Origin of the sequence: Pseudomonas sp. 2995-1, assembly GCF_002742505.1 — a bacterium.
Classification (GTDB): Bacteria; Pseudomonadota; Gammaproteobacteria; order Pseudomonadales; family Pseudomonadaceae; genus Aquipseudomonas; species Aquipseudomonas sivasensis.
In genome coordinates, this window is record NZ_LJSA01000377.1 from 311,752 (window position 1) to 337,954 (window position 26,203).

At 58.7% G+C, this 26,203-nt stretch carries 18 protein-coding genes; 3 read left to right on the top strand and 15 right to left on the bottom strand.

Annotation, left to right across the window (positions count from 1 at the left end):
- Positions 1-107 precede the first annotated feature (107 nt).
- A complete protein-coding gene (locus AOA61_RS18710; protein ID WP_095184882.1) occupies positions 108-1,130 on the top strand; it encodes an AraC family transcriptional regulator in 1,023 nt (340 codons plus the stop codon).
- Between the two features lie 149 nt (positions 1,131-1,279).
- Here the strand turns inward: AOA61_RS18710 and AOA61_RS18715 are convergent, their stop codons facing one another.
- Positions 1,280-1,804, bottom strand: coding sequence for a hypothetical protein (locus AOA61_RS18715; protein ID WP_099602376.1), 525 nt, complete (start codon positions 1,802-1,804; stop codon positions 1,280-1,282).
- A gap of 185 nt (positions 1,805-1,989) precedes the next feature.
- Positions 1,990-3,255 (bottom strand): MFS transporter, encoded by a 1,266-nt coding sequence (locus AOA61_RS18720; RefSeq protein ID WP_241150149.1) that lies wholly within the window; start codon positions 3,253-3,255, stop codon positions 1,990-1,992.
- 850 nt (positions 3,256-4,105) lie between these two features.
- Here AOA61_RS18720 and AOA61_RS18725 point away from each other — a divergent pair.
- Entirely contained in the window at positions 4,106-5,053 is a 948-nt protein-coding gene (locus AOA61_RS18725) for a hypothetical protein (protein WP_099602626.1), read from the top strand.
- A gap of 1,902 nt (positions 5,054-6,955) precedes the next feature.
- Here AOA61_RS18725 and AOA61_RS18740 read toward each other — a convergent pair.
- The 11 genes from AOA61_RS18740 to AOA61_RS18790 all read right to left on the bottom strand — a co-directional run bounded on the left by AOA61_RS18740 (position 6,956) and on the right by AOA61_RS18790 (position 22,516).
- On the bottom strand, positions 6,956-8,371 hold the full coding sequence (locus tag AOA61_RS18740) for an efflux transporter outer membrane subunit (protein WP_095184880.1): 1,416 nt from the start codon (positions 8,369-8,371) through the stop codon (positions 6,956-6,958).
- Positions 8,368-11,547, bottom strand: coding sequence for an efflux RND transporter permease subunit (locus AOA61_RS18745; RefSeq protein ID WP_032891294.1), 3,180 nt, complete (start codon positions 11,545-11,547; stop codon positions 8,368-8,370). Before AOA61_RS18745 ends, AOA61_RS18740 begins: the two co-directional genes overlap by 4 nt.
- A 15-nt stretch (positions 11,548-11,562) precedes the next feature.
- Complete coding sequence (gene mexE / locus AOA61_RS18750; protein WP_032891296.1) at positions 11,563-12,804, bottom strand: multidrug efflux RND transporter periplasmic adaptor subunit MexE; 1,242 nt, start codon at positions 12,802-12,804, stop codon at positions 11,563-11,565.
- Between the two features lie 300 nt (positions 12,805-13,104).
- On the bottom strand, positions 13,105-15,318 hold the full coding sequence (locus tag AOA61_RS18755; RefSeq protein WP_032891298.1) for a GMC family oxidoreductase: 2,214 nt from the start codon (positions 15,316-15,318) through the stop codon (positions 13,105-13,107).
- A complete protein-coding gene (locus AOA61_RS18760; protein WP_032891299.1) occupies positions 15,315-15,827 on the bottom strand; it encodes a sorbitol dehydrogenase in 513 nt (170 codons plus the stop codon). The genes AOA61_RS18755 and AOA61_RS18760 overlap by 4 nt, the downstream gene beginning before the upstream one ends.
- The gene (locus AOA61_RS18765; RefSeq protein ID WP_099602379.1) at positions 15,824-17,191 is read right to left on the bottom strand and encodes a cytochrome C; all 1,368 of its coding nucleotides are present in this window, start codon (positions 17,189-17,191) and stop codon (positions 15,824-15,826) included. The genes AOA61_RS18760 and AOA61_RS18765 overlap by 4 nt, the downstream gene beginning before the upstream one ends.
- 156 nt (positions 17,192-17,347) lie before the next feature.
- Entirely contained in the window at positions 17,348-17,863 is a 516-nt protein-coding gene (locus tag AOA61_RS18770; RefSeq protein WP_099602380.1) for a sterol desaturase family protein, read from the bottom strand.
- Between the two features lie 39 nt (positions 17,864-17,902).
- The gene (locus tag AOA61_RS18775; protein WP_095184877.1) at positions 17,903-18,391 is read right to left on the bottom strand and encodes a response regulator; all 489 of its coding nucleotides are present in this window, start codon (positions 18,389-18,391) and stop codon (positions 17,903-17,905) included.
- Positions 18,388-20,703 (bottom strand): ATP-binding protein, encoded by a 2,316-nt coding sequence (locus tag AOA61_RS18780; protein WP_099602381.1) that lies wholly within the window; start codon positions 20,701-20,703, stop codon positions 18,388-18,390. Before AOA61_RS18780 ends, AOA61_RS18775 begins: the two co-directional genes overlap by 4 nt.
- Positions 20,700-21,353: a response regulator transcription factor gene (locus AOA61_RS18785; RefSeq protein WP_032891304.1), complete on the bottom strand. Its 654-nt coding sequence runs from the start codon at positions 21,351-21,353 to the stop codon at positions 20,700-20,702. Before AOA61_RS18785 ends, AOA61_RS18780 begins: the two co-directional genes overlap by 4 nt.
- The gene (locus AOA61_RS18790) at positions 21,350-22,516 is read right to left on the bottom strand and encodes a sensor histidine kinase (RefSeq protein ID WP_099602382.1); all 1,167 of its coding nucleotides are present in this window, start codon (positions 22,514-22,516) and stop codon (positions 21,350-21,352) included. The genes AOA61_RS18785 and AOA61_RS18790 overlap by 4 nt, the downstream gene beginning before the upstream one ends.
- A gap of 164 nt (positions 22,517-22,680) precedes the next feature.
- Here AOA61_RS18790 and AOA61_RS18795 point away from each other — a divergent pair, with 164 nt between their 5' ends.
- Positions 22,681-23,199, top strand: coding sequence for an SgcJ/EcaC family oxidoreductase (locus tag AOA61_RS18795; protein ID WP_095184873.1), 519 nt, complete (start codon positions 22,681-22,683; stop codon positions 23,197-23,199).
- Positions 23,200-23,422: 223 nt separating this feature from the next.
- On the opposite strand, the gene AOA61_RS18800 is transcribed toward AOA61_RS18795, so the two are convergent.
- A complete protein-coding gene (locus tag AOA61_RS18800) occupies positions 23,423-25,486 on the bottom strand; it encodes a TonB-dependent receptor (protein ID WP_099602383.1) in 2,064 nt (687 codons plus the stop codon).
- Between the two features lie 84 nt (positions 25,487-25,570).
- On the bottom strand, positions 25,571-25,960 hold the full coding sequence (locus AOA61_RS18805) for a DUF2946 family protein (protein WP_099602384.1): 390 nt from the start codon (positions 25,958-25,960) through the stop codon (positions 25,571-25,573).
- Positions 25,961-26,203 lie beyond the last annotated feature (243 nt).

Genomic DNA, 26,203 nt, shown 5'->3' on the forward strand with positions numbered 1-26,203 from the left:
AAATCCCGGCGCAGAATACCCGAGACCAATACCTCGGTGCCTACTCTTTTGCCGCGCGACTGCCTAAGATGGCCGCACTTCACGCCACACAGGGCACGGCGGCGCCAATGTTGGAAAAAGACACCATCTCCATCCACCTCGTGCGCGAGGCCTTGTTGCAGAGCTGTGCAACCGGTGCAGCCACGATTGAAGTCTTGCGCAAAGTCGGGATTGACCCTGGGTTGCTCGAACTGCCGACCGCACGCATTTCGGCTACCGCTTATGCGCGGCTGTGGCGTTTGCTGGCACGGCGCATGGACGATGAATTCTTCGGCATGGACCCGCGCAAGCTCAAGTCCGGCAGCCTGGCGTTTTTGTGCCATGCCTGCGTGGCGCAACCAACGCTTGCTACCAGCCTGGAAACCGGTTTGGGGTTCCTCTCGCTGATGCTGGAACGCATGCCCGCCCAGTTGGTGCGCCAACAGAGCCTGGCAGAGATTGTCCTGCACGAGCCAGAGCCTAAGCCGCAGCGCGCGTTCACCTATTTTACCTATTGGATGATCGTGCACGGCGTCGCCTGCTGGCTGGCGGGACGGCGCATTCCCATCCTGGCTATTGAGTTGCGTTGCCCACAGCCAGACTTTTACGACGACTACCAAGTGATGTTTTCCGACAACCTACGCTTCGACCGACCGCGCACCCGTATGATCTTTTCCGCCGACTGCCTCGACTTGCCCATCAAGCGCAGCCCTGAAGAACTCAAGCGCTTCCTCGCCCACGCGCCGGCCAACATCCTGGTCAAATACCGCGACCCCGACAGCCTCGCCACACGGATCAAACACGACCTGCGCCAAATGCCACCCGACACCTGGCCAGAAACCGAAGGCCTTGCGGCCACCTTATGCATCTCCGCCTCAACCCTGCGCCGCCGTCTGGCGGAAGAAGGGCAAACCTACCAAGGCCTCAAGGACAGCGTGCGCAAAGAACTGGCGATAGTGTGGCTGGCGGAACCGCAGATCAGCTTCGCCGAGATTGCCGCGCGGTTGGGGTTTGCGGACACGAGCTCGTTTTATAAGGCGTTTCGGAAGTGGGCGGGGTCCAATCCTGGGCATTATCGGAGTTTGATTTTGAATGAAGTCACTCGCGTTTAAGTTCGGGGCGCAAGGGACTAAGAAATAACTGGCTGTGTCTTGCGTTTGCGTCTGACAGCGTGATCCTTCGAACTTTTAGGAAGTGCCCGACTTACTTGGATTGATAATTCATGCGCGATTGATTGCACTGCAATTCTACGAGCCGTGGCTCAGGCACGCTCATCTACCGACAGGTTGTTATTTTCAGAGTTTACAAAATAGGCCAGGGCATTGATCACTTGATTTGCACTTTTCATTCCACCAAGAATATAGGTGACATCTTCGGGTTTCGAGTAGCGGTCGGTACTGAAATATGCCAGTTGATCTTCATATTTCTCATTGAATAGCGCTATAGCATTGAACTTAACGTCCTGTTTTGTCTGGTGCCCATTTTCATCGAATGCGCCATCGCCGGAAATGAACATACTAAATGTGTTCCCATCTATCAGATCTGCCTCGTATAGCCTTCCTCCTACATCTTTCAGCTCGTACATGCTAATAGATGTCATGTCATAATTTTTTAAGAATGCCTTTAAGTTATTGGTTTTTTCTTGATCCTTCAGTTTCAGTGTCTCCGCCGCCTTGGCCTCTTCATTCACAGTGAACGCATTTGTCACCATCGTCGGATTTCTGACTACGCGAGCATCAGTTTGCTTCGATAGCGTGGCTGCGGCATTCGTAACGAGCATTCCCATATCAATCTGCTGTTTGTATTAAGCATTCCATCCCTTATCGACCTAGGACCGGCCAACCTTAGTCAGCGCTGTAATTTCAGAATGGTCTGACAGATACTGCTGGGCAGAGTGAGGGCAATGTTTTAAAGCGTTCGCCCGCTAGGCGCAGAGCTAAAGGCAAAAATCGGCGCGAGCCCGGGGAGTCTCTAAAAAAAACGAGAAGATTCAAGTTTCTTGTTTTTTGAGTGAGCTATTTGCCTGCCTAGCAGTAATGTTGCATTTACACCAAGTAAACCAGTAAAACAGCAGACTGCAATTATAATTAACGTCAGCGAAAAACCATGCCTGTCCAATAGTCCTCCAAAAACCGTATAGGAAATGCCGATAATGACTGAGTTAACTAGATTTGCAAAAGAGACGCAGGAAGCGCGGATGCGTGATTCGACATTTTCATGGATGTATGTCTCGTATGCAGTCTCGTAGATCGCAGGGAGGGACATGGTCAGGACAAAAGCAGCAATCGAAATGGTTATGCCCAAATCTAATGAAAGGATAAAAAGAAGAAAGGTAGTAATGCAGGTAGTAGTTAGCGCAATTATGCCTAGAGATAGTCTGGAACAAATGAAACCAGCAGCTATGAACACCCCTGCTGATATAGCTTCAACCGCTGCATAAATACCAGCAATCATAGGTGCTTCCAAACCGCGCATGGAAAAAAATGGCTGTCCGTATATAAATAATGGAATCGTTGACAGCTCGAATAAGGCGTATCCAATAAATAAAGGTATAAGAAAGGCGCCATTTTTTGTGCGAAAAAAATTAACGAGCGAGGTGGAAGTTGATTCGGTTTTATGATTGCTGATGCTGGGTATCTTATTTTCCTGGTGTGAAATAGATGGCAGTTTTAACTCTGGGGTGAGTGTTGCGATAAGCGCTCCTATAAGCTTTGATGCTGCAAAAGCAATATACACGCTGTTCCAAGACCAGCTGTCTTGTAAGATACCTCCGAGGATCATAGACAAACCTAGTGATACAGCCCCAATGGCACGGGCGCGCGATAATACTTTAGGGAATTCTTCAGCTCGGTGCTCAGCTAATAAGTTATCATAAAGTAGCGCTCTGTCTGACCCGGAACCCATGGCAATGCTAGCGCCAAATAGACAAAATATAATTGCGAAAGGTATAAAGGAGGTGAAGATTAAGAAGCCAATGCCACTTAAAGATAAACCTAAGAATCCGATTATAAGAGAGAGTCTTCGACCGTATCGATCTGCGATTAATCCGGATGGGATTTCTAATGCTACTGAGGAGAAAAATAAAAATGATTGAAGAATGCCTATTTCTCCTTGTGTGACACCAAGCTGCAGCAAGTAAAGTACAAACAAGCTTCTCTGAACGTCCAGGTTCATAAATATTGATAATAGATAGTATGGCTTGTTGTTTTTGGCCTTATAAAAACCTAATGTGCTCATCGTATTTTAATGCCTGCGTTTATGGGTTCGCGCAAGAACTGTCGAGAAACATGGTTTTGTTAGTAAATGCTTTATTTTTATTCGGTAAGGTGCAGATGTAATAAGCATTGATTGATTAGCTCGGTTAACTGTGGTCGCGTGATTGCCTTAGGTGAATCAGCGTTCTCTGTAGTAGTAACTGAGTTGCCGCTGTCGCGAAAATGTACGCCTTGTAATCTCATGCATCAATGAGTCGATTGCAGGGGAAGGCTAGTGCGATATGCCCGAGACAGTAAACAGTTTGGGCTTGTCACCACTAACAGCGCTGTACTAGGAAATTACTTACGTAGGACTTCTAACTTGGCTTACAAAAGTGTCCTTCAATATTTTAGGACGCTCCAAACAAAAAGAACCATGAGCAACCGGGCCGCAGGGCTAAAAATGGCTGGAGTTGACCAACTAAAGGAGCTCTTTACATCTCTTCGCCGTTGCCACAACCGTGTCCGGCTCCCATCCACCTCCGAGCGCCTTGTCGATAGGCACGTTCCCGCGATACAGGTCGATTTCTGAATGGCGCCAGGCATTCGAGGCCGGCGACCCAATCTGCGAACCACCCCTGTGGGTAAAGCCGAATACGCCAGTTGTGCTCACCGCAATACATAAATCGAGGCGGCCCGGCGGCGGGTACTGAAAGATGCTGGAGTTCGCCGCGTAGTCTATTTCTTAAACTGAAAAATCGCCGTCCTGTTCAGCCGATAAACCCACGACATCACACCTGAGCGTTCCTTACATTTTGCAGTCTTCTTCATTCGAAAAGGACCGAATGCATGGCACTCTCCCAATCTACTTTTCAATTGCTGAGGACACTCCGGTGACTCAGCCCTATGCCTCTATCAACGATCGCCCGGAGACCCCGACCGAGCTTAAGGCTCGCCTCGACTTGAGCAAGTCTAGTGCTGTCAAGTTCGACAGCCTGAACAGCCACATCCGCAATATGGTGGTTTTGCCCGGCCAATTGGTGATCATTGGCGACCCCGCCAGCGCATCCTGTACACCGCAGGAGGCTCGGCTGATGCAGGCCGCCTGGAGTGTACGCCACAGCGTCATGGCCGAAGGCGGCGCAGGCTTTGCGTTGCAGAACTACGACGTCTTGCAGGCCATGCTTGGCTACACCGCGCTCGGCGTCGGCACGGCTGGGGATGCGTGGAGTCGACACCTGAAGGAAATCGCAAAAACCCTGGAAGAAATTGACGCCCTGCACAAACAGTCCCTGCGCCGAGGCGGCGGTACTGCCCGGGATGAGTTCCTTGCGCGTCGCCAGGTTTTGTTTACCAAACTGGAATCGCAACTGCGCGGGTTCGCCCGTTATGGCACTGGGTTGCGTAATGAAGGCTCGATCAAGAAGATGCTGGGGATTTCCACCAGGAGTTACCTGAACAGCGGCGAGATCGGTCGTTATGCAGAGAGAATTGCGCGAATTGCCAAAACAGCCAAGGTACTCAAAGCGGGGACGCCGCTGGGCATCGCGTTGAGTACGGCGTCTGCTGCACTGGAGATCAAGGAGGCGTGTTCTACGGGGAGGGAGGAGCAGTGTAGCCGGGCGAAGTATGTGGAGGTGGGTAAGCTGGGTGGCGGGATTCTGGGAGGCTTTGGAGGTTCAGCTTTGGTGACAAGTTTATGTTTCATGGTAATGGCCCCGACCACCGGCCCAGGCGCGATCGCTTGTTTATTGATCGGGGGGGAGGCAGGAGGGAGTGCGGGAGGCGCGCTTGGCAGCATTGGAGGGGAAAGAGTGGGTGAAAAGCTTTATGAGTATTGACGACGTTCTTAACGCGCATAGCCAATTTTGGTTTGAATCAACATTGTGTCTCTCGTTTATGATTAGCGTTTTAATTTACGTCTTTCTGATGTATCGGCGTTTGGAACACATTGAGCACCTTCTGAATAACTGTAGCTTTGTTGTGTTTCACTCTCGGTTTTGGGGCAACTCACCGCGCGGTAGGATGATGCGGCTCGCTGCAGTTGCAGCGGTAGTGTTACTACCCATGAGATTTCTGAAACGTGGTCTTATCGACTGGCAGCAAACTGAGGCGTTTCCTAAACGCTATAGAACCCTATTCCTGGGGATGTATTTCACCAGCATAATTTTCTTCGCCTATTTCGCCGTTATTTGGCTAACTTGATTGCGTCCACTATTGCAGTGCCTGATAGGCTCATGAATTCACCCAGTAACTCATTTACCAAAGTTAAAAATAGCCGGCAAATTCGCCGGGTGAACCACCAAAACAGTCTAAGTACTCAAGTCGGGGACGCTGTTGGCGATAGGGTCGCGCTCGGGGAAACCGTAGGCGAGAAAATCTATGAGTATTGATTACTTGTTCAATCACCCTCAAAAATTTTGGTTTGATGTAGGAGTCATGTGTCTGGCCCTTGCCTTCAATGTGACAGGCATTGTTCTGGCGTATACGCGACTGGATCAGATGGAGGATCGATTAAACAAGTGCCGTCTTGTCACTTCTCACAAGCGCATCTGGGGTGACGGGATACTGGGGAGGGTGATTCGGCTATGCGCCGTCATGGCGACGGTATCAATGCCGAGGTGGAACATACGGCGTGGTGTCGTGGACAGGCAGCAAGTGCAGGACTTTCCTCGCGGCCTTAAGCGTGTACTTCAAAGCATGATGCTGGGGGGAGTGGTTTTTTTAACGGTTGCCATAGCCGACACCCTATATAGATGGCTGAGACATTAATCAAAAAAAAGCCCCATGACCAAACAGGCCACGGGGCTAAAAATTGGTTGGATGCGACCAACCAAAGGAGCTCTTTACATCACTTTGCCGTTGCTACAACTGGGTATGTGTCCGGGGTATAAGGGACTAAGAAATAACTGGCTATATCCTTAGTCGATGTCTGACGGCGCGATCCTACGGCTTTTGGGGAAGTGTCCGGCTTACATGGATTTATAATTCATGCACAGTGGTGGCGCGGTTCTCACCGATGTATTCGCGGACTCCTACTCAGGTGTCGCGGCATAAGCACTCAATGCAAAAAAAACTGCGCCTGCTATGAGGAGAACGTATGGGTAGCTGAAAGAGTGAGGTCGTTTTAATGCATGTATTGCATGCGGAAATGTTGATCATTAATTTATGAAGTTGAGTTTAAGAGGGTGAATGTATGAAAAGGTATGTTGCGCTGTCGTTTGCATTGTTAATGGGGTTGTCGTTACATGTGTCCGCTTTATGTTTGAGTGTTTCTGAGAGTTATAGCGGTATCTTGGATGTCGTTGGGCGTTGAGCGAGAATCGGGAGCGGCATGGAGAGAGTTTTGTTGGCGCCGCTCCCTTTTGTCATCGCATACGCACGCTCACCTACGAAGGAACTATAGTTCGCAGAGGCGACAAAGTAGGCAAGATCGTTCATTGCTTGGTTTGCATTTTTCCTTTCTCCAAGTTTCGTCATCAACACTGAATGCATTCGTAACGACCATACTCATATCAATCTGCTGTTTGTATTAAGCATTCCATTCCTTGTCGACCATGAATCGGCCAACGTTAGTTTGCGATGTGAATGGAGAATGTTCTGACCGATATCGCTGGGGAGTGTGGGGGGCACGTCCCAATGCACACGCCTGAAAAGTATCCGACCAAAAAAAAGCCCCATGACCAAACAGGCCACGGGGCTAAAAATTGGTTGGATGCGACCAACCAAAGGAGCTCTTTACATCACTTTGCCGTTGCTACAACGGTATCTGGCTTCCATCCACCTCCGAGTGCCTTGTAGATCGCCACGATCCCGCGATACAGGTCCACTTCGGCCTGGGCCTGGGAGTCTTCCGCGGCGAGGCGTTCGCGTTGGGCGTCGAGGAGGACGAGGAAGTCCACGGTGCCTTCGCGGTAGCGGATGGCGGCGAGGTCGGCGGCGGCGCGGCTGGATTCGCTTTGACGGATCAGTGAGATCAGGCGTTGCTGACGCTTGCTGTAGTCACTGAAGGCGTTCTCGGATTCTTCCAGGGCAAGCAACACTTGCTGCTCATAGGTCGCCAGGGCGCCATCGGCTTCGGCGTCTGCGCCACGCAAACGGGCGCGCACGCTGCCCAGGTCGAACGCGGCCCAGGTGATGCTCGGGCCGAGGGCCCAGGCATTCGCGGCGGACGAACCGATCTGTGAACCGCGCCCGGCGGTAAAGCCGAGGAAGCCGCTGAGGCTGACCCGTGGGAACAGGTCGGCCTTGGCCACGCCGATACGTGCGGTGGCGGCGGCCAGTTTGCGTTCGGCGCTGAGAATGTCCGGGCGACGTTGCAGCAGTTGGCCTGGATCACCGATCGGCAACGCCTTGGCAATCGCCGGCAGGTCTTTCGGGCCCAGGTCCACGCTCAACTTGTCCGGACGCTGGCCGAGGAGGGTGGCGATGCGGTTACGTTCGCGCACTTGTTCGGCTTGCAGTTGCGGCACGCTGGCTTCAACGGCTGCGAGGCGTGCGTCGGCGCGTTCCACGTCGAGTTGGTCACCCACACCGGCGTCGCGCAGGCTGACGGTGATGGTGCGCGAATCTTGCTGGTTCTTCAGATTGTCCAGGGCGATCTTTTCACGCAGTTGTGCGCCGCGCAGTTGACCGTAGGCGTCCACCAGTTCGGCAATTAGGGTGACTTGCAGCTGGTATAGATCGGCTTCGGCGGCCTGCTGGTCGGCGTCGGTGGCTTCCAGGTTGCGCTGGATGCGGCCGAACAGGTCCAGTTCCCAGGCCATGTCCAGGCCCAGGTCGTAACGCTCGGTCTTGACCCTGCGGGTGGTCTGGCCCGGGATCTGGCCCTTGCCCTGGTCGCTGCTGACGCGGCTGGTAATCGTCGGCATGGCGTCGTTGCTGGCGTCATCGCGGATTGCACGAGCAGCGCGCAGGCGGGCAAACGCTACGCGCAAATCGCGGTTACCTTGCAGCGATTGAGTCACCAACTGGTTAAGCGTCGGGTCTTCGAACTGTTGCCACCAGATGCCTTCGAACTTGGCGTGGTCATACTGCTTGGCGTCCGCGGCGGCGGTGATGTTCGCCGCCTCCGGGGTCTGGGTCTTGTAGTCCGGGCCCACGGCACAGGCGCTCAGCGCCAGTACCAGCAAGCTCGGCAGGAATACTTTCACACTCATTGCTGTGTCTCCAGCTTCAAGGCCTTGGCCGCTTTGCGCGCTTCGCTGCGCTCCACATAACGACGGATCAGTACGTAGAACACTGGCGTCAGCAACAGACCGAAGAAGGTCACACCGATCATCCCGGAGAACACCGCCACGCCCATGGCATGACGCATCTCGGCACCGGCACCGCTGGACAACACCAGTGGCACCACACCCATGATGAAGGCGAAGGAGGTCATCAGAATCGGCCGCAGACGCAGGCGGCAGGCTTCCAGCACCGCGGCCAGCGGGTCGAGGCCCTCGGCTTGTTTGTCCTTGGCGAACTCGACGATCAGAATCGCGTTCTTACACGCCAGGCCCACCAGTACAATCAAGCCAATCTGAGTGAAGATGTTGTTGTCGCCACCCGAGATGATCACCCCGGTAATGGCCGACAGCAGCGTCATCGGTACGATCAGGATCACCGCCAGTGGCAGGCTCCAGCTCTCGTATTGAGCAGCCAGTACCAGGAACGCCAGCAGTACGCAGAGCGGGAACACGAACAGCGCAGTGTTGCCCGAGAGGATTTGCTGATAAGTCAGGTCAGTCCACTCATAGGTCATGCCGTTGGGCAGTTCATCCTTCAACAGTTTTTCAATCGCCGCTTCTGCCTGGCCGGAGCTGTAGCCCGGAGCGGCGTTGCCGTTGATTTCAGCGGTGATAAAGCCGTTGTAGTGCATCACGCGGTCCGGGCCCGAGGTGTCGCTGACCTTGATGAAGGTTGCCAACGGGATCATCTCGCCCTTGTTGTTACGCACTTTCAGTTGGCCAATCTGGTCCGAATCATTGCGGAACTGCTGCTCCGCCTGCACGTTGACCTGATAGGTACGGCCGAAGCGGTTGAAGTCGTTGGCATACAACGAGCCCAAGTAGATCTGCAGGGTGTCGAAGATGTCGCTGATCGCCACGCCGTGGGTCTTGGCCTTTTCGCGGTCGATGGCGGCATCGACCTGGGGCACGTTGACCGTGTAGCTGGTGAACAGGCCGAACAGTTCCGGCACGCCATGGCTCTTGGTGATGACGTTCTGCACTTCTTTGTACAGTTCGTCATAGCCCAGGTTGCCACGGTCTTCGATCTGCAGACGGAACCCGCCGATAGTGCCGAGGCCCTGTACCGGTGGCGGCGGGAAGATCGCCATGTAGGCTTCCTGGATGTCGCTGTACTTGCCGTTCAACGCGCCGGCAATCGCACCGGCGGACATGCTCGGGTCTTTGCGCTCATCGAATGGCTTCAAGGTCACGAACACGATGCCGCTGTTCGGGCTGTTGGTGAACCCGTTGATCGACAGGCCCGGGAAGGCAATAGCGCTTTCCACGCCGGGCTGTTTCAAGGCGATGTCAGACATGCGCTTGATCACGTTTTCAGTGCGGTCCAGGCTGGCGGCGTCGGGCAACTGGGCGAAGGCCACCAGGTATTGCTTGTCCTGGGCCGGTACGAAACCGGTCGGTGTGTGGGCAAAGCCCAGCCAGGTCAGGACCATCAGGCCTGCGTACAGGAACAGTGCGATGCCGCTGCCGCGAATCACCCGGCGAACGGTGCCGACATAGCCGTGGCTGGCTTTTTCGAAGAAGCGGTTGAATGGACGGAACAACCAGCCACCCAACAGCTTGTCGAGGAACCTGGAGAAGCCATCTTTCGGCGCGTTGTGGCCCTTGAGCAACACCGCTGCCAGTGCAGGGGACAGGGTCAGCGAGTTGAACGCGGAGATCACTGTCGAGATCGCAATGGTCAACGCGAACTGCTTGTAGAACTGCCCGGTCAAGCCGCTGATAAAGGCTGCTGGCACGAACACCGCGCACAGCACCAACGCCGTCGCGATGATCGGACCGGTCACTTCGCTCATGGCTTTTTCAGTGGCGGGGAAGGGCTCAAGCCCCAACTCGATATTACGTTCGACGTTTTCCACCACCACGATGGCGTCGTCCACCACGATACCAATCGCCAATACCAATCCGAACAACGACAGTGCGTTAAGCGAGAACCCAAACAGGTGCATCACCGCAAACGTACCGATCAGCGAGACCGGCACCGCCACCAACGGGATGATCGAGGCGCGCCAGGTCTGCAGGAACAGGATCACCACCAGCACGACCAGGATCAGTGCTTCGAACAGCGTGTGAACCACCGCCTCGATGGAGCCGCGCACGAACACCGTCGGGTCATAGGCGATGCGGTAGTCCATGCCTTCGGGGAAGCTTTTTTTCAGCTCCGCCATCTTGGCGCGTACATCGTTGGAGATGTCGATGGCGTTAGAGCCCGGGCGCTGGAAGATCGGGATCGCCACCGCTGGCTGATTATCGATCAACGAGCGCAGGGCATATTGGCTGGAGCCCAGCTCGACCCGTGCAATGTCCTTGAGGCGCGTGATTTCACCGTTATCGCCAGCGCGAATCACGATGTTCTCGAACTCTTCTTCGGTGACCAGGCGCCCCTGGGTGTTGACCGACAGCTGGAAGCTGGTGTCGTTAGGTGAAGGCTGCGCGCCCAAGGCACCGGCGGCGACTTGGCGGTTCTGCTCGCGAATCGCCGTCACCACATCGGTGGCGGTCAGGTTGCGCGAGGCGGTCTTGTTCGGGTCCAGCCATACACGCAACGAGTAGTCGCCCATGCCGAACAACTGCACATCGCCCACGCCGCCGAGCCGCGCGAGCTCATCCTTGATATTCAGGATCGCGTAGTTGGACAGGTAGAGCATGTTGTAGCGCTGATCCGGCGAGGTGATGTGCACCACCATGGTCAGGTCGGGGGAGGCCTTGTCCACGGTGATACCGATACGCGTCACTTCCTCAGGCAGTTTTGGCTGAGTCCGCGTCACGCGGTTTTGTACCTGCACCTGCGCGTTGTCCAGGTCGGTGCCCAGGGCGAAGGTGATGGTCAGGGTCAGCTTGCCGTCAGCAGTCGATTGCGAGGACATGTACAGCATGTTCTCGACGCCGGTGATGGCCTGCTCCAGCGGCGCGGCCACGGTTTCGCCAATGACCTTGGGGTTGGCGCCGGGGAAGTTGGCGCGCACCACCACGGTCGGCGGTACCACTTCCGGGTACTCGCTGATCGGCAGTTGGAACAGCGAAATCGCGCCGGCGATCAGAATCAGCAGCGACAGCACCGCTGCGAAGATCGGCCGCGAAATGAAGAACTTGGAAAAATTCATCTTGAGTCGTATCCCTTAACCGCGTGGAGTCGCGACGCTGGCAAGTTTGGGCGCGGCTTTATCCGGCGCCACTTGTTCCAGGTTGCTGGCTTCAAGCGCTTGTCGTTGTTGGGCCAAGGCGGCGAGGGTTTCTTTGCTGGCCATCGGGATGGTTTCCGGGGCGACCGGCGAGCCAGGGCGTGCACGCTGCAGGCCCTTGACGATGATGGTGTCGTCCTTGTTCAGGCCGCTGCGTACGATGCGCAAACCTTCGATCTTCGGCCCCAGTTCCACGGCGCGATAAGCCGGTTTGTCGCCGTCCATCACCAGTACGAATTTCTTGCCCAGATCGGTGCCCACGGCTTCATCGTTGATCAGCACGGCGGAGTAGGTGCCGCTGCCCACCAGCTTCAGGCGTGCGTACAGGCCAGGGGTGTATTCGCCCTTGCTGTTGTCGAACACGGCGCGCCCACGAATGGTGCCGGTGGCCGGGTTGACCTGGTTGTCGACGAAGTTCATCTGGCCCAGGTGCGGGTTGCCGGTTTCATTCGACAGGCCCAGGTAAACCGGGGTCGTAGCGCCACGGCGGCCTTGGCGAGCCAGCTCGGTGTACTTGAGGTAAACGCGCTCATCGGCGTCGAAGTAGGCGTAGACCTTGTCGGTGGAAACCACGCTGGTCAGCGCAGTGACGTCAGCGGTCACCAGGTTGCCGGCGGTGATGTCGGCACGGCTGACGCGGCCGCTGATTGGCGAGGTTACGCGGGTAAAGCTCAGGTTCAGCTTGGCCAGGTCCAACTGCGCCTGGATCCCGGCGACGGCGGCGCGGGCTTCCTGGGCGGCGGTGGTGCGCGAGTCGGCCAGTTCGGCGGAGATCGCATTGCTCTGGCGCAGGCGCTCGCCGCGTTGGGCTTCGTTGTCACTGCGAGTGGCGGCGGCGCGGGTCTGTTGCAACTGGGCTTCAAGGCGGCGCACTTCAGCCTGGAACGGACGCGGGTCGATCTGGAACAGCAGGTCGCCTTTCTTGACCAAAGCGCCTTCGGTGAAAGCGACTTGGTCAATCTGGCCAGAAACCCGTGGACGGATCTGCACAGTTTCCGGTGCTTCCAAACGGCCGGTGAATTCATCCCACTCGTTCACCGGTTGTTCCAGCACCTTGGCCACGCTGACTTTGGCGGCTGGCATGGCGGCCGCTTGTTCCGGGGTCTTGCCGCACGCGCTCATCACCACCACGGCCAAAATCGCCAGGGGGAAGCGCAAATGTTTGAGTGACTGTTCCATGAGGTGCATCCGCCAATGTATTTGAGATGGGCGGATCATGCGCGGCGGGGTGGTATGTCACGAATCGAATGAAGCAAAGGTAACTATCATTGCGAATGATATAAGCGCGAGATTAGCCCTCTAGGATGGGGGTTTCGTTAGGGTGCTATCAATGGGCGTGATGACAAAGGACTGTTGCGTGGTTCGCAACAAGCACTGAGAGGGTGTGGCGGTTGGGGTGTCAGGCATTGCATTGAGGTGGGCGTATGGACGGGTGAAACCGTCCAGTCAAAACGACCGGACGGTGTTTGGCCGTGGGCCCTACGCTGTACCGAACCCGATCTGCACCGTCAGCGCTCCCTGGTTATCCCCCAAACCAATGCCATAGCGCCCCTCTAGATCATCGTTGATACACAGCTGCAATTCCCCCGTCTGCCCCGGCGGAATCTCGGCCAGATCCCCCACCAGAAACGGTGTCCCGCTGCTGCCCACACGCCCAACCAGCGCGCCTTCATTTGCGCCCGGCAGGGTGTAGCCCGCTTTGGCGATCAACCCCGGACTGCCATTGCCATCAACCATGCCGCCGACCGGGCTGGCCAGCCAATGGCCGCTGACATACCGCACCACACGCGGGCTTGGGCCGCTGATCTGCACGCCAGTCCCTTGCCATGGCTGGTTGGCTTGCACCTGCACGGTGACGGCTTTGAGGTCGTTGCACAGGGTGTCGCCGGCCTGGATCGACAGCGCGGCAATGGTCAGGCTCGGGTTGGAGGTGCCGGTGGTGGGGAACACGCCGTCGCCCACCAGGAACAGGTTGTTGTGGTCCCAACTGCGCTGGTATTTGTCGACCACCGAGGTGGCCGGGTCGGCGCCCATGCGGTAGGTGCCCATCAAGTGCCCGGCGCCCTGGAAGGAGTACGACTCGCCCTGGTATTCAAACAAACCGGGCTTGATATTGGTGGTCAGTTCGGTGGCGCCCAGCAGCTCAGTGATGACGTGGCTGGCAAGAATCCGCGCCTGTTTGAAGCCTTCCTTGGTGTAGTCCGACAGGTTGTAATGGATCTCCGGTCGCGGGATGCCCAGACGGTCTTTGTACTGACTGGACGGCACGATGTAGCAGTTGGCCTTGTTCGGATCGTCCTCGACTTGTTCCACCAGAAACCCCACCCGAAACTGCCGGGTGAGCAGGTTGTTCAGCTGTTGCACCAGTGCCGTGCCGAACAGCACCTGGGACGCGTCCGTGGACTTTGGCAGTGGGTTGGTGCGGCTGACGTTGGTGCCATCGATCAGGTCGGCCACCGTGGTGTACGGGTCGCCGATCGGCCAGTTGAAACCCTCGTTGCCTATCTCGATCCGCCAGGCCGCGCGCTGGCTGCGAAAGGCGCCGTCGCGCAGGCTTTCGATGCCGGCGGTGGACACCGGGCCACGGTACGGGAACACCGTCTTGCCTTCGGGCATCAAGCCCCACGCCAGGTAGATCGGGTGGTCCGCCAGGCTACGACCGACCTGGCCACTGCTGTTGGCCACGCCCTTGGGCCAGGCGCTGCTGGTGGAGTTGAGCAGCAGTTTTGGCGTTTCGATGGCATGGGCGGCGATCACGTAGCGCTGCCCGATCGCGACGCCAGTGCCGGTGGCCGGCCCATCGCCCAACTGATACTGAATGAACTCGATGCCGCTGACAGTCTTGTCCGCTGCCACCGTGACCTTGCTCGCCACGGTCTTGTACAGCACCCGCACATTGCCGGTGTTGAGCGCATTGTTCAGGGTCACCGTGGCGTCGTACTTGGCCTGGATCGGGCAGATCGGCGTGCAGTTGGTATTGCCTGCGCACACCCGTCGCCCGGCATACGGCTGCGAGTTGCGCCCGGCTGGAGTGGGGCTCACCACCAGCGGCAGTCCTTGGAACGATTGGCCCTGCACCGCGCTGACGAAGCTGCCATCCACCAACGACAGTGGAATGCTGGTCATCGGGTATTCATAGTTGGTCGGGAACGTGATGCCCAGGTAGGCCTGGTCGGCGACGTTGGCCGCCACGCCTATTTCTGCTTCGGCGCGGCAATAAGCGCTTTGCAGGTCGTTGTAGCTGATCGGCCAGTCCACGCCCACGCCGTACAGCGTCTTCATCTTAAAATCATTCGGCAGCATGCGCAGGCACGTGGCGACCCAATGCCAGGTAGTGCCGCCGCCGACGCGCTCATAGGTGCTGGTGAACGGCAACGGGCCTTTTTGCACCAGGTAACTGACCTCGGGATTTTTCCAGTTGTCATCGAGCAGGTCAGCGATGGTCGCGCGCGGTGCGTTCTGTTCGGCTGGGTTGCGCGTCGGACTGAGGGTGCTCACCGGCGGATAGGGGGACTCGGGGGTCTTCAGTGTGGCGGTGTAGAAACGCTCCAGGTACTGGTTTCGGTTGGCCGGGACTTCCGGGCCGGATTCCAGCACCAGCACCTTCACCCCCGCCAGGCCCAATTGATAGGCAATGATGCTGCCCGCCAGGCCAGCACCGACGATCACTACGTCTGCTTGTTCGGTACTCATGACGATGCTCCAGGCTGTGGGCTGGCGGTAACCCCGGTGAAGTCTTCCAGGCTCGGTGGTGGGCTGTTCCAGTAACCGAAGAAGAACTCGCTGTAGCCCATCGGATGGGCCTGGGCGATGTTCCACGCCCAGCTCTGGGTGTAGGCCTCGGCACTGACCACGGTTTGCTCGTTCACCGGGAACGCGCCTTGGGTGTACGGCTGATACCACACGCCGAGCATCCACAGTTTCATGATCGCGCGCGCCGCTTGGGCGGTTTGCGTGGCGGCGGGTTGGCCGTTCTGCATCAGGATTGCGTTGCCGATTTGCTGCGGCGTCTGCTGCTCGCTCGCCAGCGCGGCGTATTGGGCGAGCAGGGCGCTGAGCACGTCTTGGCCCACGCGAGGGCCAACGAAATTCAGAAACAGGGTGGGCAGGCCGATGGGGTCTACCGACGGCGCCAGCAGTTCCTGATTGATGCCGGTGAGCACCACGCTCAGGCCGGTAAAATTGTCCAAGTCGGTACTCATGGCTGACTCCTTGTCACACCGGTGGATTGAGCGCGTTCGAGCAGGTAAGTGAAGTCGGCGAAACTGGTGCGCGGTGATTGCGTCACGTGGGTGGCGGCATTGCCGTGACAGGCGATACAACTGGAGGACGCCTGGGGCACCGTGCCCTGGATATAGGTCTCCAGCGTTGCATTGGCGAGGAACGAAGGCGCTGGATTGCCCAACGGTTTGGTGGCCGAGATCTGGCACGGTGGCTGGCCGCTGAGGGTAGGCCACTGGGTGCTGATCAACTGGTAATTGGCCCAGACGCTGTTGGGATTAACCGTACGCAGCAGGTTCTGGTAAGTGCTGTTGAGCGCCTTGGTTTCATCGGTCAAAGGGATCTCGCGCACGATCTGCGATGGCGTGGCCTTTACCGCCGGGTTCCAGGGCCGTGGCGGCGGTTGGTTGATCTCGGCATGGCTGCTGGCGTTGTAGAACAGGTACGGGCCTTTGCGCTCGGCAGGCGGCGTGGTTTTTTCCGGGACATTGTCAACGTGCTCGAAGGTCGACCACACCCACTGCGGCGCACTGGTGGTCTTATGCACGATATGCAGCCCCACCAGCCCCACCGGCTCGGCAACGCAGGACTCGGCCACCACCGGCCCTTTGCTCGGGTCGCTGTTGCCTGGCGTATACACCAGGGCATCGACGGTGTGGAAACGGCTGGGGTTGTCGTTGCCGTCCAGCACCTTCCACGAGGCCTTGACCATCAACGAACCCACTTCACTGGTGGCCGGGTTGCCGCAACTGAATGCCACCGCATTGGTCGCACTGGCGGCAAAAAATGCCTGCTGACCCTGGATGCTGTACAGGCCATTGTTGACGATGCCGTCGAACATCGATTGGTTAACCACGATTTCATTGCGCGTGTACACGCCGCTCTGGTCCACCAACGGGCCGCTTTGAAACGGCTGAATAAACTCGTCCAGCACATCCGGGACCTTGCCCATTTGCTGCAACAAGCGCCCCGACCCCTTGCCTTCACAGGCCGCCGGTACACTGGCCGGCGCCTGCCAGGCCGCTGGTTTCTGCCCTTGGGGCAGGAAGATTTGGTAGCTCTCCTTGTAGCTTTCCCACACCGTGGCCGCGTCCTGCTGGCCGATCTGCACGCCGGTATTGGGCTTGCCATCGGCCAGGACCGGCCAGTTCAGCGCAATGAACGTCTGCCACGACATTTCATCGAAGTTGGCTTGCAGGCTGTCGAGAGAGAAGGGCGGGGTCGCCGTGACATCGAAGGGTATTTGCGTAGACAACGTGGGGGCCGCGACGACCAGGGGGCTCAGCAACGCGCCAAACAGCGCACAGCCGAACCCGGGCCGGGGGCGATGGGTTTCCATTCTCATCGGTATCTCCTAGGCATCAGACGCCAGGAGACAGTGGGTCCGTCATGGACTCTTCAATGCGCCTCCTGGCACGGGCTTGAGCGTAGATAAGGTTGGAAATGCCGGTGTACGGGACGCTAGATTTATTCGTAATAAAAACAATCGCTCAGAGGCGCTTCAGGCACGCTCTGCGCGGATATAGGTGCGAAACACATGGTCCCACAGCGGTGAAGACACGCCGAAGTTCTTCTCGATGCCTTTGCGATGATGCAGGTCGTGGTTGGCCACCAGCCCCGGAATAAACCGATAGGCCCAATGCGCCGGGCGGTGCATCACGTAGTGCGCCGAGATGTAATAGAAGTAGCCCGTCACCGCGCCGACAAACGCCGAGGTCAAACCGGCGTACCAGGCCAATAGCAGCAATGCCGCAAAGGTGGAGCTGGTTTTCCAGCTCGACACACCGATATAGGCCAGCACATCCACATGGTGGGTCCAGTGCTCGTGGCGATACAGCGAGTGGAACAGAAAGCGGTGTGCCGAATACTCCACCAGCGTCCAGGCCATGAAGCCCGCGAGCAGTTGCAGCGGATCAAGTGGCGCCAGGCAGAGCGCCAGGCCGATAAACAGGGGAACGGTGAAGAAATCCAGGTAATACGCGACTGACGACATCAGCCATTTGTTTGAAGCCGCCATGTGCGGATCGTCCTTGAGGTGCATGAGCCGAGGGGGAAGTTAAGCCGAGTCCTCCCCGGCGGCGGGCAGATTGCCCGTTGATTCACGCCGTTGCAACAACTCGATGTGCTGCGCGGGTACCAGGGTGCGCAAGGTTTTGTAGAGCACCCGGGTTTCCAGCAGGTTCCACACCCGCAGCATGGTTTCCAGCGCGTCCAGGGGTTTGCTGATGAAGTCCCGGGCGCCCAGGGCCAGGGCGCGCAGGCGGGTGTCGCGGGTCGCGTCGGCGGTGAGTACCAGGATCGGCAGGTATTCGCCCTGGGGGATACGCCGGTTGAGTTGTTCCAGCACTGCAAAACCGTCGAATTCCGGCATGTGCAGGTCAAGAATCACCAAGTCCGGTTCGAAACTGTTGAACAGCTCCAGGGTGCGCAGCGGCTGGGTGCTGCTCAGCACGTTGGTGAGCCCTTCGCGCGCCAGCAGTTGCTCCACCAGGTCGAGGTTCGGGCGTTGGTCGTCGATGATTAGAATGCGCAGGTCGAGGTTCACGCGGGCTCCGGGAAAGACTGGTCGAGGTGGGCGAGAAACGCGGGCACGTTGATCGGTTTATTCAACACGGCGGTTGCGCCGGCGTCTTGCAGAGCCTGGCGGGTAAGGTCGCTGGCGTCGGCGGTGATCATCAGTACCGGTGTGTCACGGGTGATCGGTGAATGGCGCAAGCGTTGCAGCACCTTCAATCCGTCGAGGTCCGGCAGGCAGACATCCAGCAGAATCAACTGTGGCGCGTGCTGCGCGGCCAGGTCCAGGCCCAGTTGGCCTTGCATGCTGGACAGCAGTTTTATCCCCGGTCGGCGTTGCAGCAGGGTTTCGATCAGCGCCAGGCTGGAGAGATTGTCTTCGATGCACAACACCTTGCCCAGGAAAGTGCAGGCGGCGGGGACAGGGCGCGGCAACTGGGTGTCGATAACGGGCGTGGTACTGCGCTGGAATGCCGCTACGCGCGCAAACGGTAGCTCCAGCGTGAAGCGTGAGCCAATGCCGGCCTGGCTTTGCACGTTGAGGTGGCCGTCCATGTTTTCCAGCAGGCTTTTACTCAGGGCCAGGCCCAGGCCGCTGCCTTCCACATTGGGGTCGGCGCCCAGGCGTTCGAACGGTTTGAACAGTTGCCCCAGGTGATCCGCCGCGATGCCGTTGCCGGTATCACACACCGACACGGCGATACGCGGCCCATCAACGCTGACTTCGATGCTGACGTCGCCATCGCGCTGGTTGTATTTGATCGCATTGGACAGCAGGTTCAGCAGCACCTGGGTCAGGCGTTGCCGGTCGGCCACGATGCCCACATCCGCCGCCAAGGCGGGCAATGGCTGTAACCGAATGCCCGCCTCGGCGGCCATCGGCGACACCAGCGACAGCGCCTCTTGCAACGCCTCCGCCAAAGGGATCGGCGCGATATTCAACGCCAGGCTTCCCGCCTCGATCTTGGCGATGTCCAGCACTTCGTTGATCAGTGTCAGCAAGTGCTGGCCGGCCCGCAGGATATGCCCGACGTCGGCCTTTTGCGCCTTGGGCGCGTCCATGTCCAGCAGTTGTGCAAAGCCCAGGATCGAGTTGAGCGGGGTGCGCAGTTCGTGGCTCATGCGCGACAGAAACTCGCTTTTGGCGCGGCTGGCACGTTCGGCTTCCTCACGGGCCTTACGCAGAGCGATCTCGGCCGCGCGGCGGTCGGTGATGTCGCGGGTGATCTTCGAAAAACCGCGCAAGGCGCCGGTGCCGTCGTACTGCGCGGTGATCACCACGCTGGCCCAGAACCGCGTGCCGTCCTGGCGGCAACGCCAGCCTTCTTCGGTGTAATCGCCGTTGCGGGTGGCTTCGCGCAGCGCCATGTCCGGGTGCTGAGGGCATTCCTCGGGCAAGTAGAACACCGAGAAATGCTGGCCGATGATTTCCTGTTCGGTGTAGCCCTTGATCCGCTCGGCGCCGTTGTTCCAACTGGTGACATAGCCCGCGGTGTCGAGGGCGAAGATCCCGTAGTCCTTGACCCCATCGATGATCAGCCGCAAGCGTTCTTCGTTGTCACGCAATGCGCGCTCGCGCTCGGCCAGCAGCAACCCGGCTTCTACCAGGCTGGTGCCCAATTGGCCGATTTCATCGTGCTCCGGCGCTTGCGGCAGCAGCGGCGAACCGAGGGCCAGGCGCTGGGCGTTGCGCTGCACATTCTGGACCCGCGCCACAATGCCTTTGGACAGGAACAACACGGCGACGATGGCGCCAAACAAGCCGCAGATCGCTGCCAGCCAGGTGGACAGCAACAAACGCTGACGGGTTTCGGCCGCCGCCGCGCTGCGCTCGGCCAGCAACGACGCCTCAAGGGTGAGCATGGTGCTGATGTGTTGGCGCAACGCATCGAGGATGTGTTTGTTGCTGATCAGGATGGCACTGATCGATTGCGGCGTGGCGTCGCGGTCCTTGAGCATCTCTTCAAGCCCGTCGACCTTGCCATCGATCAGCGGCTTGATGGCGCTGAGTTGCTCGCGTACCCGTTGATCACGCACGTTGTGGTCAAGCCGGCGTAGGGCGGACTCGATCTGCGGCCTGGCGTTGAGGTAGCTGGGCAGGAAGTCTTCGCGGCGAGTGAGCAGGTAGCCGCGCACACTGGCGGCGGCCTCGGCGAGCAGGGTGTGCACGGCCTGGATATCGCCTTGCACGCGCAGCACCCGGCGCACGTCCTCTTCGGCGCGGGCGGTCTGGCGTTCGGTGGTGTAGATCAGCACCAGCGACAGCAACAGCACCACCAGCGGCAGCGAGATCACCACCAGCGCCTTGCCCCGCAGTGGCAGATCGGCCCAACGCCGCTTCATGGTGACGTCACCAGGCCCAAGGCGATGCCGCGTACGGCGGCTTGGGTGCGATCGGCTGCGCCAAGCTTGCCGATCACGCGTTCCACATGGGCCTTGGCGGTACCAGTGGTGATCCCGAGCTGCTCGCCGATGGCGCGGTTGCTCATGCCGTTGGCCACCAGGCCAAGGACCTGGCGCTCGCGCGGGGTGAGGTTTTCGGTGGGGGCCGCGCCGCTGGCCTGGCGTTCGGTCATGCGGCGCAATAGCCGCGTGCTGACCGCTGTGTTGAGCGCTTCGCCGCCGGCCCCGACTTTTTGCAGGGCCTGGATCACCTCGGCACGGCTGGCGTCCTTGAGCAAGTAGCCGACCGCACCGGCATTCATCGCCGCTTCCAGGTATTCGGGGCTGTCGTCCATGGTGAACATCACCACTTTCACCGCTGGCAGGCGCTCTTGCAGCAACCGAGCGGCGCCCAAGCCGTTGAGCCCAGGCATGCGGATGTCGAGGATGACGATATCCGGCAGCAGTTGCTCACACAGCTCCACTGCTTGCAGGCCATCGCTGGCTTGACCGACCACCTCGAACTGCGCGAGGCCGGCCAGCAGAGAGACGAAACCGGTGCGCGTGACTTCATGGTCGTCTGCCAGCACGAGACGCAGGACGTCGGTCATTGAGGAATTCCAGGCAAGTGGGCTGGCACGCGGGCGTGCAGTTGGGTACCGCAGTCGACTGCGCTGACGCAGGTGAAGCTGCCGCCCAGCAGGCTGGCACGCTCCTGCATGGTCGCGAGGCCAAGATGCTGGGCGTCATCGCGTGAGGGGGCCGAAGTGAAGCCTTTGCCGTTGTCGTCCATGCGCAGGGAAGCCTGTCCGTCGTGCAAGGCCAGGGTCAGGTTCACCCGGCTGGCATGCGCATGCTTGAGGATATTGTTGATGGCTTCCTGGCCGATCCGGAACAGGGCGATTTCCACCTGGCTGGGCAATCGCGTTTCACAGTGGACGAGCCACACCACGTTGATGCCAGCGTCGCGCAGGCGGTCGGCTTCTTTGTCGAGGGCTTTGAACAGGCCGAAATCATCCAGCACGGTGGGGCGCAGACCTGCGATGAGTTGACGGCCTTCACCGACGGAGTGCTGGGCCAGGGTGAGAATCGCCTGCAAGTCGGCGGCGAGTGCGTCCGGCAGTACGGGGCAGCGGCCGGCAAACCCTTGCAGCCGTTGGTGCAAACCCGCGAGGGTCTGTGCCAGGCCGTCGTGCAGGTCGTAGGCCACGCGCTTGCGTTCGTCTTCCTGGGCGCGAAACAGCCGGTTGACCAGGTCGGACAGCGTCTTGTCGCGGGTTTTGAGGGTGGTCAGCAGGCGATCGTTTTCCAGGTGAGTGGCCAGCAGGGTGGCGAGCAGTTGCAGGGATTCGCTGTCTTCGTGCTCCGGTGCCCGCAGGCTGACACTATTGCCCAGCACCAGCAGGCCAAACGCTTTGCCGTCACTGCCTCGCAACGGCACTTGCAGCACGCTGTGAGGTTGCTCCTTCCAGCGAGGTGCGCGCAGATCGCGGTCAGCGAGGGCGGCCAGGCTGGTCAAGCGTGCCGGGCTGCCATGGCTCGCCGTGGTGCGAACAGCTCCGTCGGCGGCCCATTCCTGCAGCAGGCCATGGTCCATCGCAAGGAACGCGCAAGCCCGCGCGAGTACGCGTTCGCGCATGGCGTCGGGGGCCAGTTGGCTCAGCTCCTGCCCGGTATCCACTAACAGCCGCAGCCGCGCCGTGCGGCTTTCCGATTGCCGGAAATGCGCGCGCATGGCCAAGGCGCTGCCGGGGTCATGGGGCGGGTTATGCATGGGTGATGCTCCAGTGCTGCGGGCGTGCGGGGCTTCTATTAAACATGGTTAAACACCTTGGGCGCTATCTGCCAAATGGCATAGGTAAATGACTCCGGTTGGCCGATGGCGCGCCACGGTCGGCTTGGCAAAGTGGGCTCAACGAACACCACTGGAGTATCCCAATGCAATTCAAGCCCGCAGCAATCGCCCTGATGTTTGCCTTGAGCGTTCCGTTTGTTCAGGCCGCCGAAACGTCGCCGTATGTCTACCGTGAGGTGGCCCAGGCGCCGGCCAATGTGAAGGACCGGGAGATTGCCGGTTTGTTTGACCGTTGGAACAGCGCTTTGCAGACCGGCAACGTCACCTCGGTGGTCGACCTGTATGCGCCGGGCGCGGTGCTGCAGCCCACCGTGTCCAACCAAGTGCGCACTACGCCGGATCAGATCAAGGACTACTTCGATCACTTCCTGGCACTCAAGCCGGTAGGCCAGATCAACTACCGTGAAATTCGCCAACTGGGCACTAACGTAGCCATGGACAGCGGGGTCTACACCTTCACCCTGACCGACGCGAAGGGGCAGGTCAGCCATGTGCAGGCGCGCTACACCTTCGTTTATGAGCAGGTGGGGGGCCAGTGGAAAATTCTTAATCACCACTCTTCGGCGATGCCTGAGGTGCAGGTCAAGCACGCTAAGCAGTAACGATGGGAGGAAAAAATGCCTATCCCTTGGCGGGGGTAGGCATTTTTTTGTGGTGGTTGGGAGAGTGCCCCTGTGACGGACCCGGAACCCATGGGCATTTGACGACCTCTCCCTATCCAAATGTGAGAGGCCACGCTCGTCACAAAAACAGGCCCGTTTAGGGAAATAGTTAACCCTTTAAAATCAGTGACTTATTTTATTTTTGATAACAAGGGGTTGTCTTTCAGAAGTCCAAGGTGACGCCGGTATAGAGCGCACGCCCGTCGCCGGGTGAGTGCAGTGACGCCTTTGCCCCGTCCGGGTCGTACCAGACGTATTCGTAGTAGCGGTTGGTGAGGTTTTTCAGTTGCAGGTCGACACTGACGGATTCAGTCACTTGGTACGTCGCCCCCAGGTTCATCAACACGTAACCGCCGTAAGTCCCCTTGGTGTTTTCGCGCTCCAGGTAATAGTGGGTCTGGCCGTTCATCCACGCGGTCAGTTGCAGCGCGGGGGTGGCTTTGTAGTTTATGCCTGCGTTGTAGAGGTGATGGGGGATGTGGTCGATTTCCTGGCCTTTGCTGTTGGGCAGGGTGGCGCTGGGCTGGAGGATTTTCGAGTACTGCCAGGCGTAGGCCATCCAGATGTCGGTGCGGTCGTTCGGGTGCAGGTTCAACTGCGCGTCGTAACCCCAGCGGCGGGTTTCGCCGACGTTATCCGATTCGCCATTCGGGTCATTGAGCCGGCGGCTGACTTCGCCGCTGGCTTCCTGCTGCCAATAGGCGACGCGGCCGTCGATCCAGTCGGCGGGGGTGAACTTGATACCGGTTTCCCAGCCTTCGTTGATCGACGGCGCGAGGTCCGTATCCCGTGGCGGTATCTTGTAGGCAGCGGCGCCGGTGCCGACCTGGAAGGTACGGCCCCAGTTGGCGTACACGCTGGCCACGTCCCACGGCGAGTACACCACGCTGAGCTTGGGTTGTTTGATCAGCCCATAGTTGTTGATGGCGTAATCCATGCCGGTCATTTGGTTGGTGAAGTCGCCGTGGATTTTATCGACGCGGTAGGCCGGGATGATTTTCAGCGATTCAAACGGTTTGATCTCAGCCTGGATGTAAGCCCCGTAGGTGTCAAAGTCGAACTGCTGGTCGCGGGTTTGCGCCAGGCGTGTGCGGTTCTGGGTCCGGTAGCGTTCACTGGTGTTCTGTTGCTGCTGGACATCCGCGCCGCCTTCCAGGGCGAAGGCGTAGAGCCAGCTTACCTCGGGCCGCCAGGTCAGGGAGGTGAGGGCGCCGTACTGGGTTTCGTAGGCGTCGCGCTCCTGCTGGGAGCTGGTGCGCCAGTATTGCGTCCAGCGTCGGTCGTCGAAGGTGTTGAGGTAGGTTTTTGCCGACCAGGCCAATGTTTCGGCCAGTTCGGTATCGAAGTGCACACTGAGTTGGTTCATCCGCCGCGTGCCTTTGTCGGTGGCGTTGTAGCGGTTGGTCATGGTGGGGTGGTGGCGGGCGTCGTCTTCACTCAAATAACCCGGCTCTTGCGCCTCGGTTTCGTAATGGCGAGCGATCAGGCCGACACGGTAGCTGCTGTCGTCCGGGGTGTAGAACCATTTGCCGGACATCGAGAATTTATCCGCCTGGGCATGATCCCGGTAGCCATCGGCTTTCTGGTAGGCGAAGAAGTAATTCTGCGTCCAGTTGCTGCCTTCGATGCCTTTGGCGAGTTGCGTCTCGCGGGTGTTGTAGCTGCCGTAGCGGATTCGCGCCTTGGTGTAGTCGCCTCCTGTGCGGGTCAGCATGTTGACGTTGCCGGCAATGTTGTTGAGGCCGTAGCGCGCGTCGCTGGTACCACGTACCACTTCGATACTGTCCAGCTCCATGGGGAAAATCATGTCCATGAACGGCATGTTGCCGTCGTTGCTGTTGCTGGGGATCCCATCGATCAGCAGCTTCACCGCGTTCACTTCACCTTCGCCGTTGAAACCGCGAAAGGAGATCTTGCCGGAGGTGGTGCCTTGGTTGAATTCGGTGAGCATGACCCCTGGCGCACGGCTGAACAGCTCCCAGCTGTAGTTGACCGGCATTTTCTCCAGGATGTCGGCACCGAGGATGTCGACCGAACTGAGCACGCTGGCGGTGTTCAGCGGGCCGCTGGCGTTGGTGCTGCCTTGGACGCTGACGGTGCCAAGGGTGAGGGCCGAACTTTCGGTTGCATGGGCCAGTGGCGTGAGTGCAAACACTGAGAGCAGCGGCCAGAGTGAGGAGGGCACAGCGATACGCTGTGCGCGGGACAGAGTAAATGGAGCAGGCATGAGCACGCTTCCTGATGACCAAAAGACTTCAAGGACGTTCAGCCACCCTCAAGGGGCGGCAGAAAACACAGGGTTTCGGGGCAGTCAGGCGACAGGGGAGGCGCGAGGGCTCAGGCTCGGCCAGCGAACCCTGGGATGCAACGTGGGTAACAGCGGATCAGCGAGGGCGACATCCGGCGCATAGCGCGGCAGCCAATGCCGGTAATAGTTGGACGGCAGCGCGGCCAGGCCGGCATGCCCGCAGCAGCAGTCGCCATGCTTCATGGCGGCAGTCGAAGGCGCAGATTTGAGCGGGTCGATCAGCTTGTCAAAGCCTGGTGGCAGGGCTTGGGAGGCGCCGCCCGAGCAGAATCCACCCCACAGCATCAGGCCAATATCCGGCGTTTGCAGGGCGCGGCTCAACGGCATGGCCAGCATGTTGAGCAACAGGGCCAGGCAGGCGATCCAGGGGCTGATGCGTTTGAACAAAGCCATAAAGCCATCGACGCAAAGGGGCGCGTATTTAGCCGCAGTTCAGGCATGAAGTAAAACGCGCTATTTTGCCGCAGGCCTGGCGACCGAACGCGGTGTTGGTGGCGCAACAGCGGTTCAATAAAGTGTTCGATTATCCGAGCCGTGCGGGGTGACCGGTACAGCGCAACCCCTTGAATAAGGTGGCTTATGCGCTTGGCATGAATTGTGTTGTGACCCGATTGGCGCTGACCCGACAACGGGAGG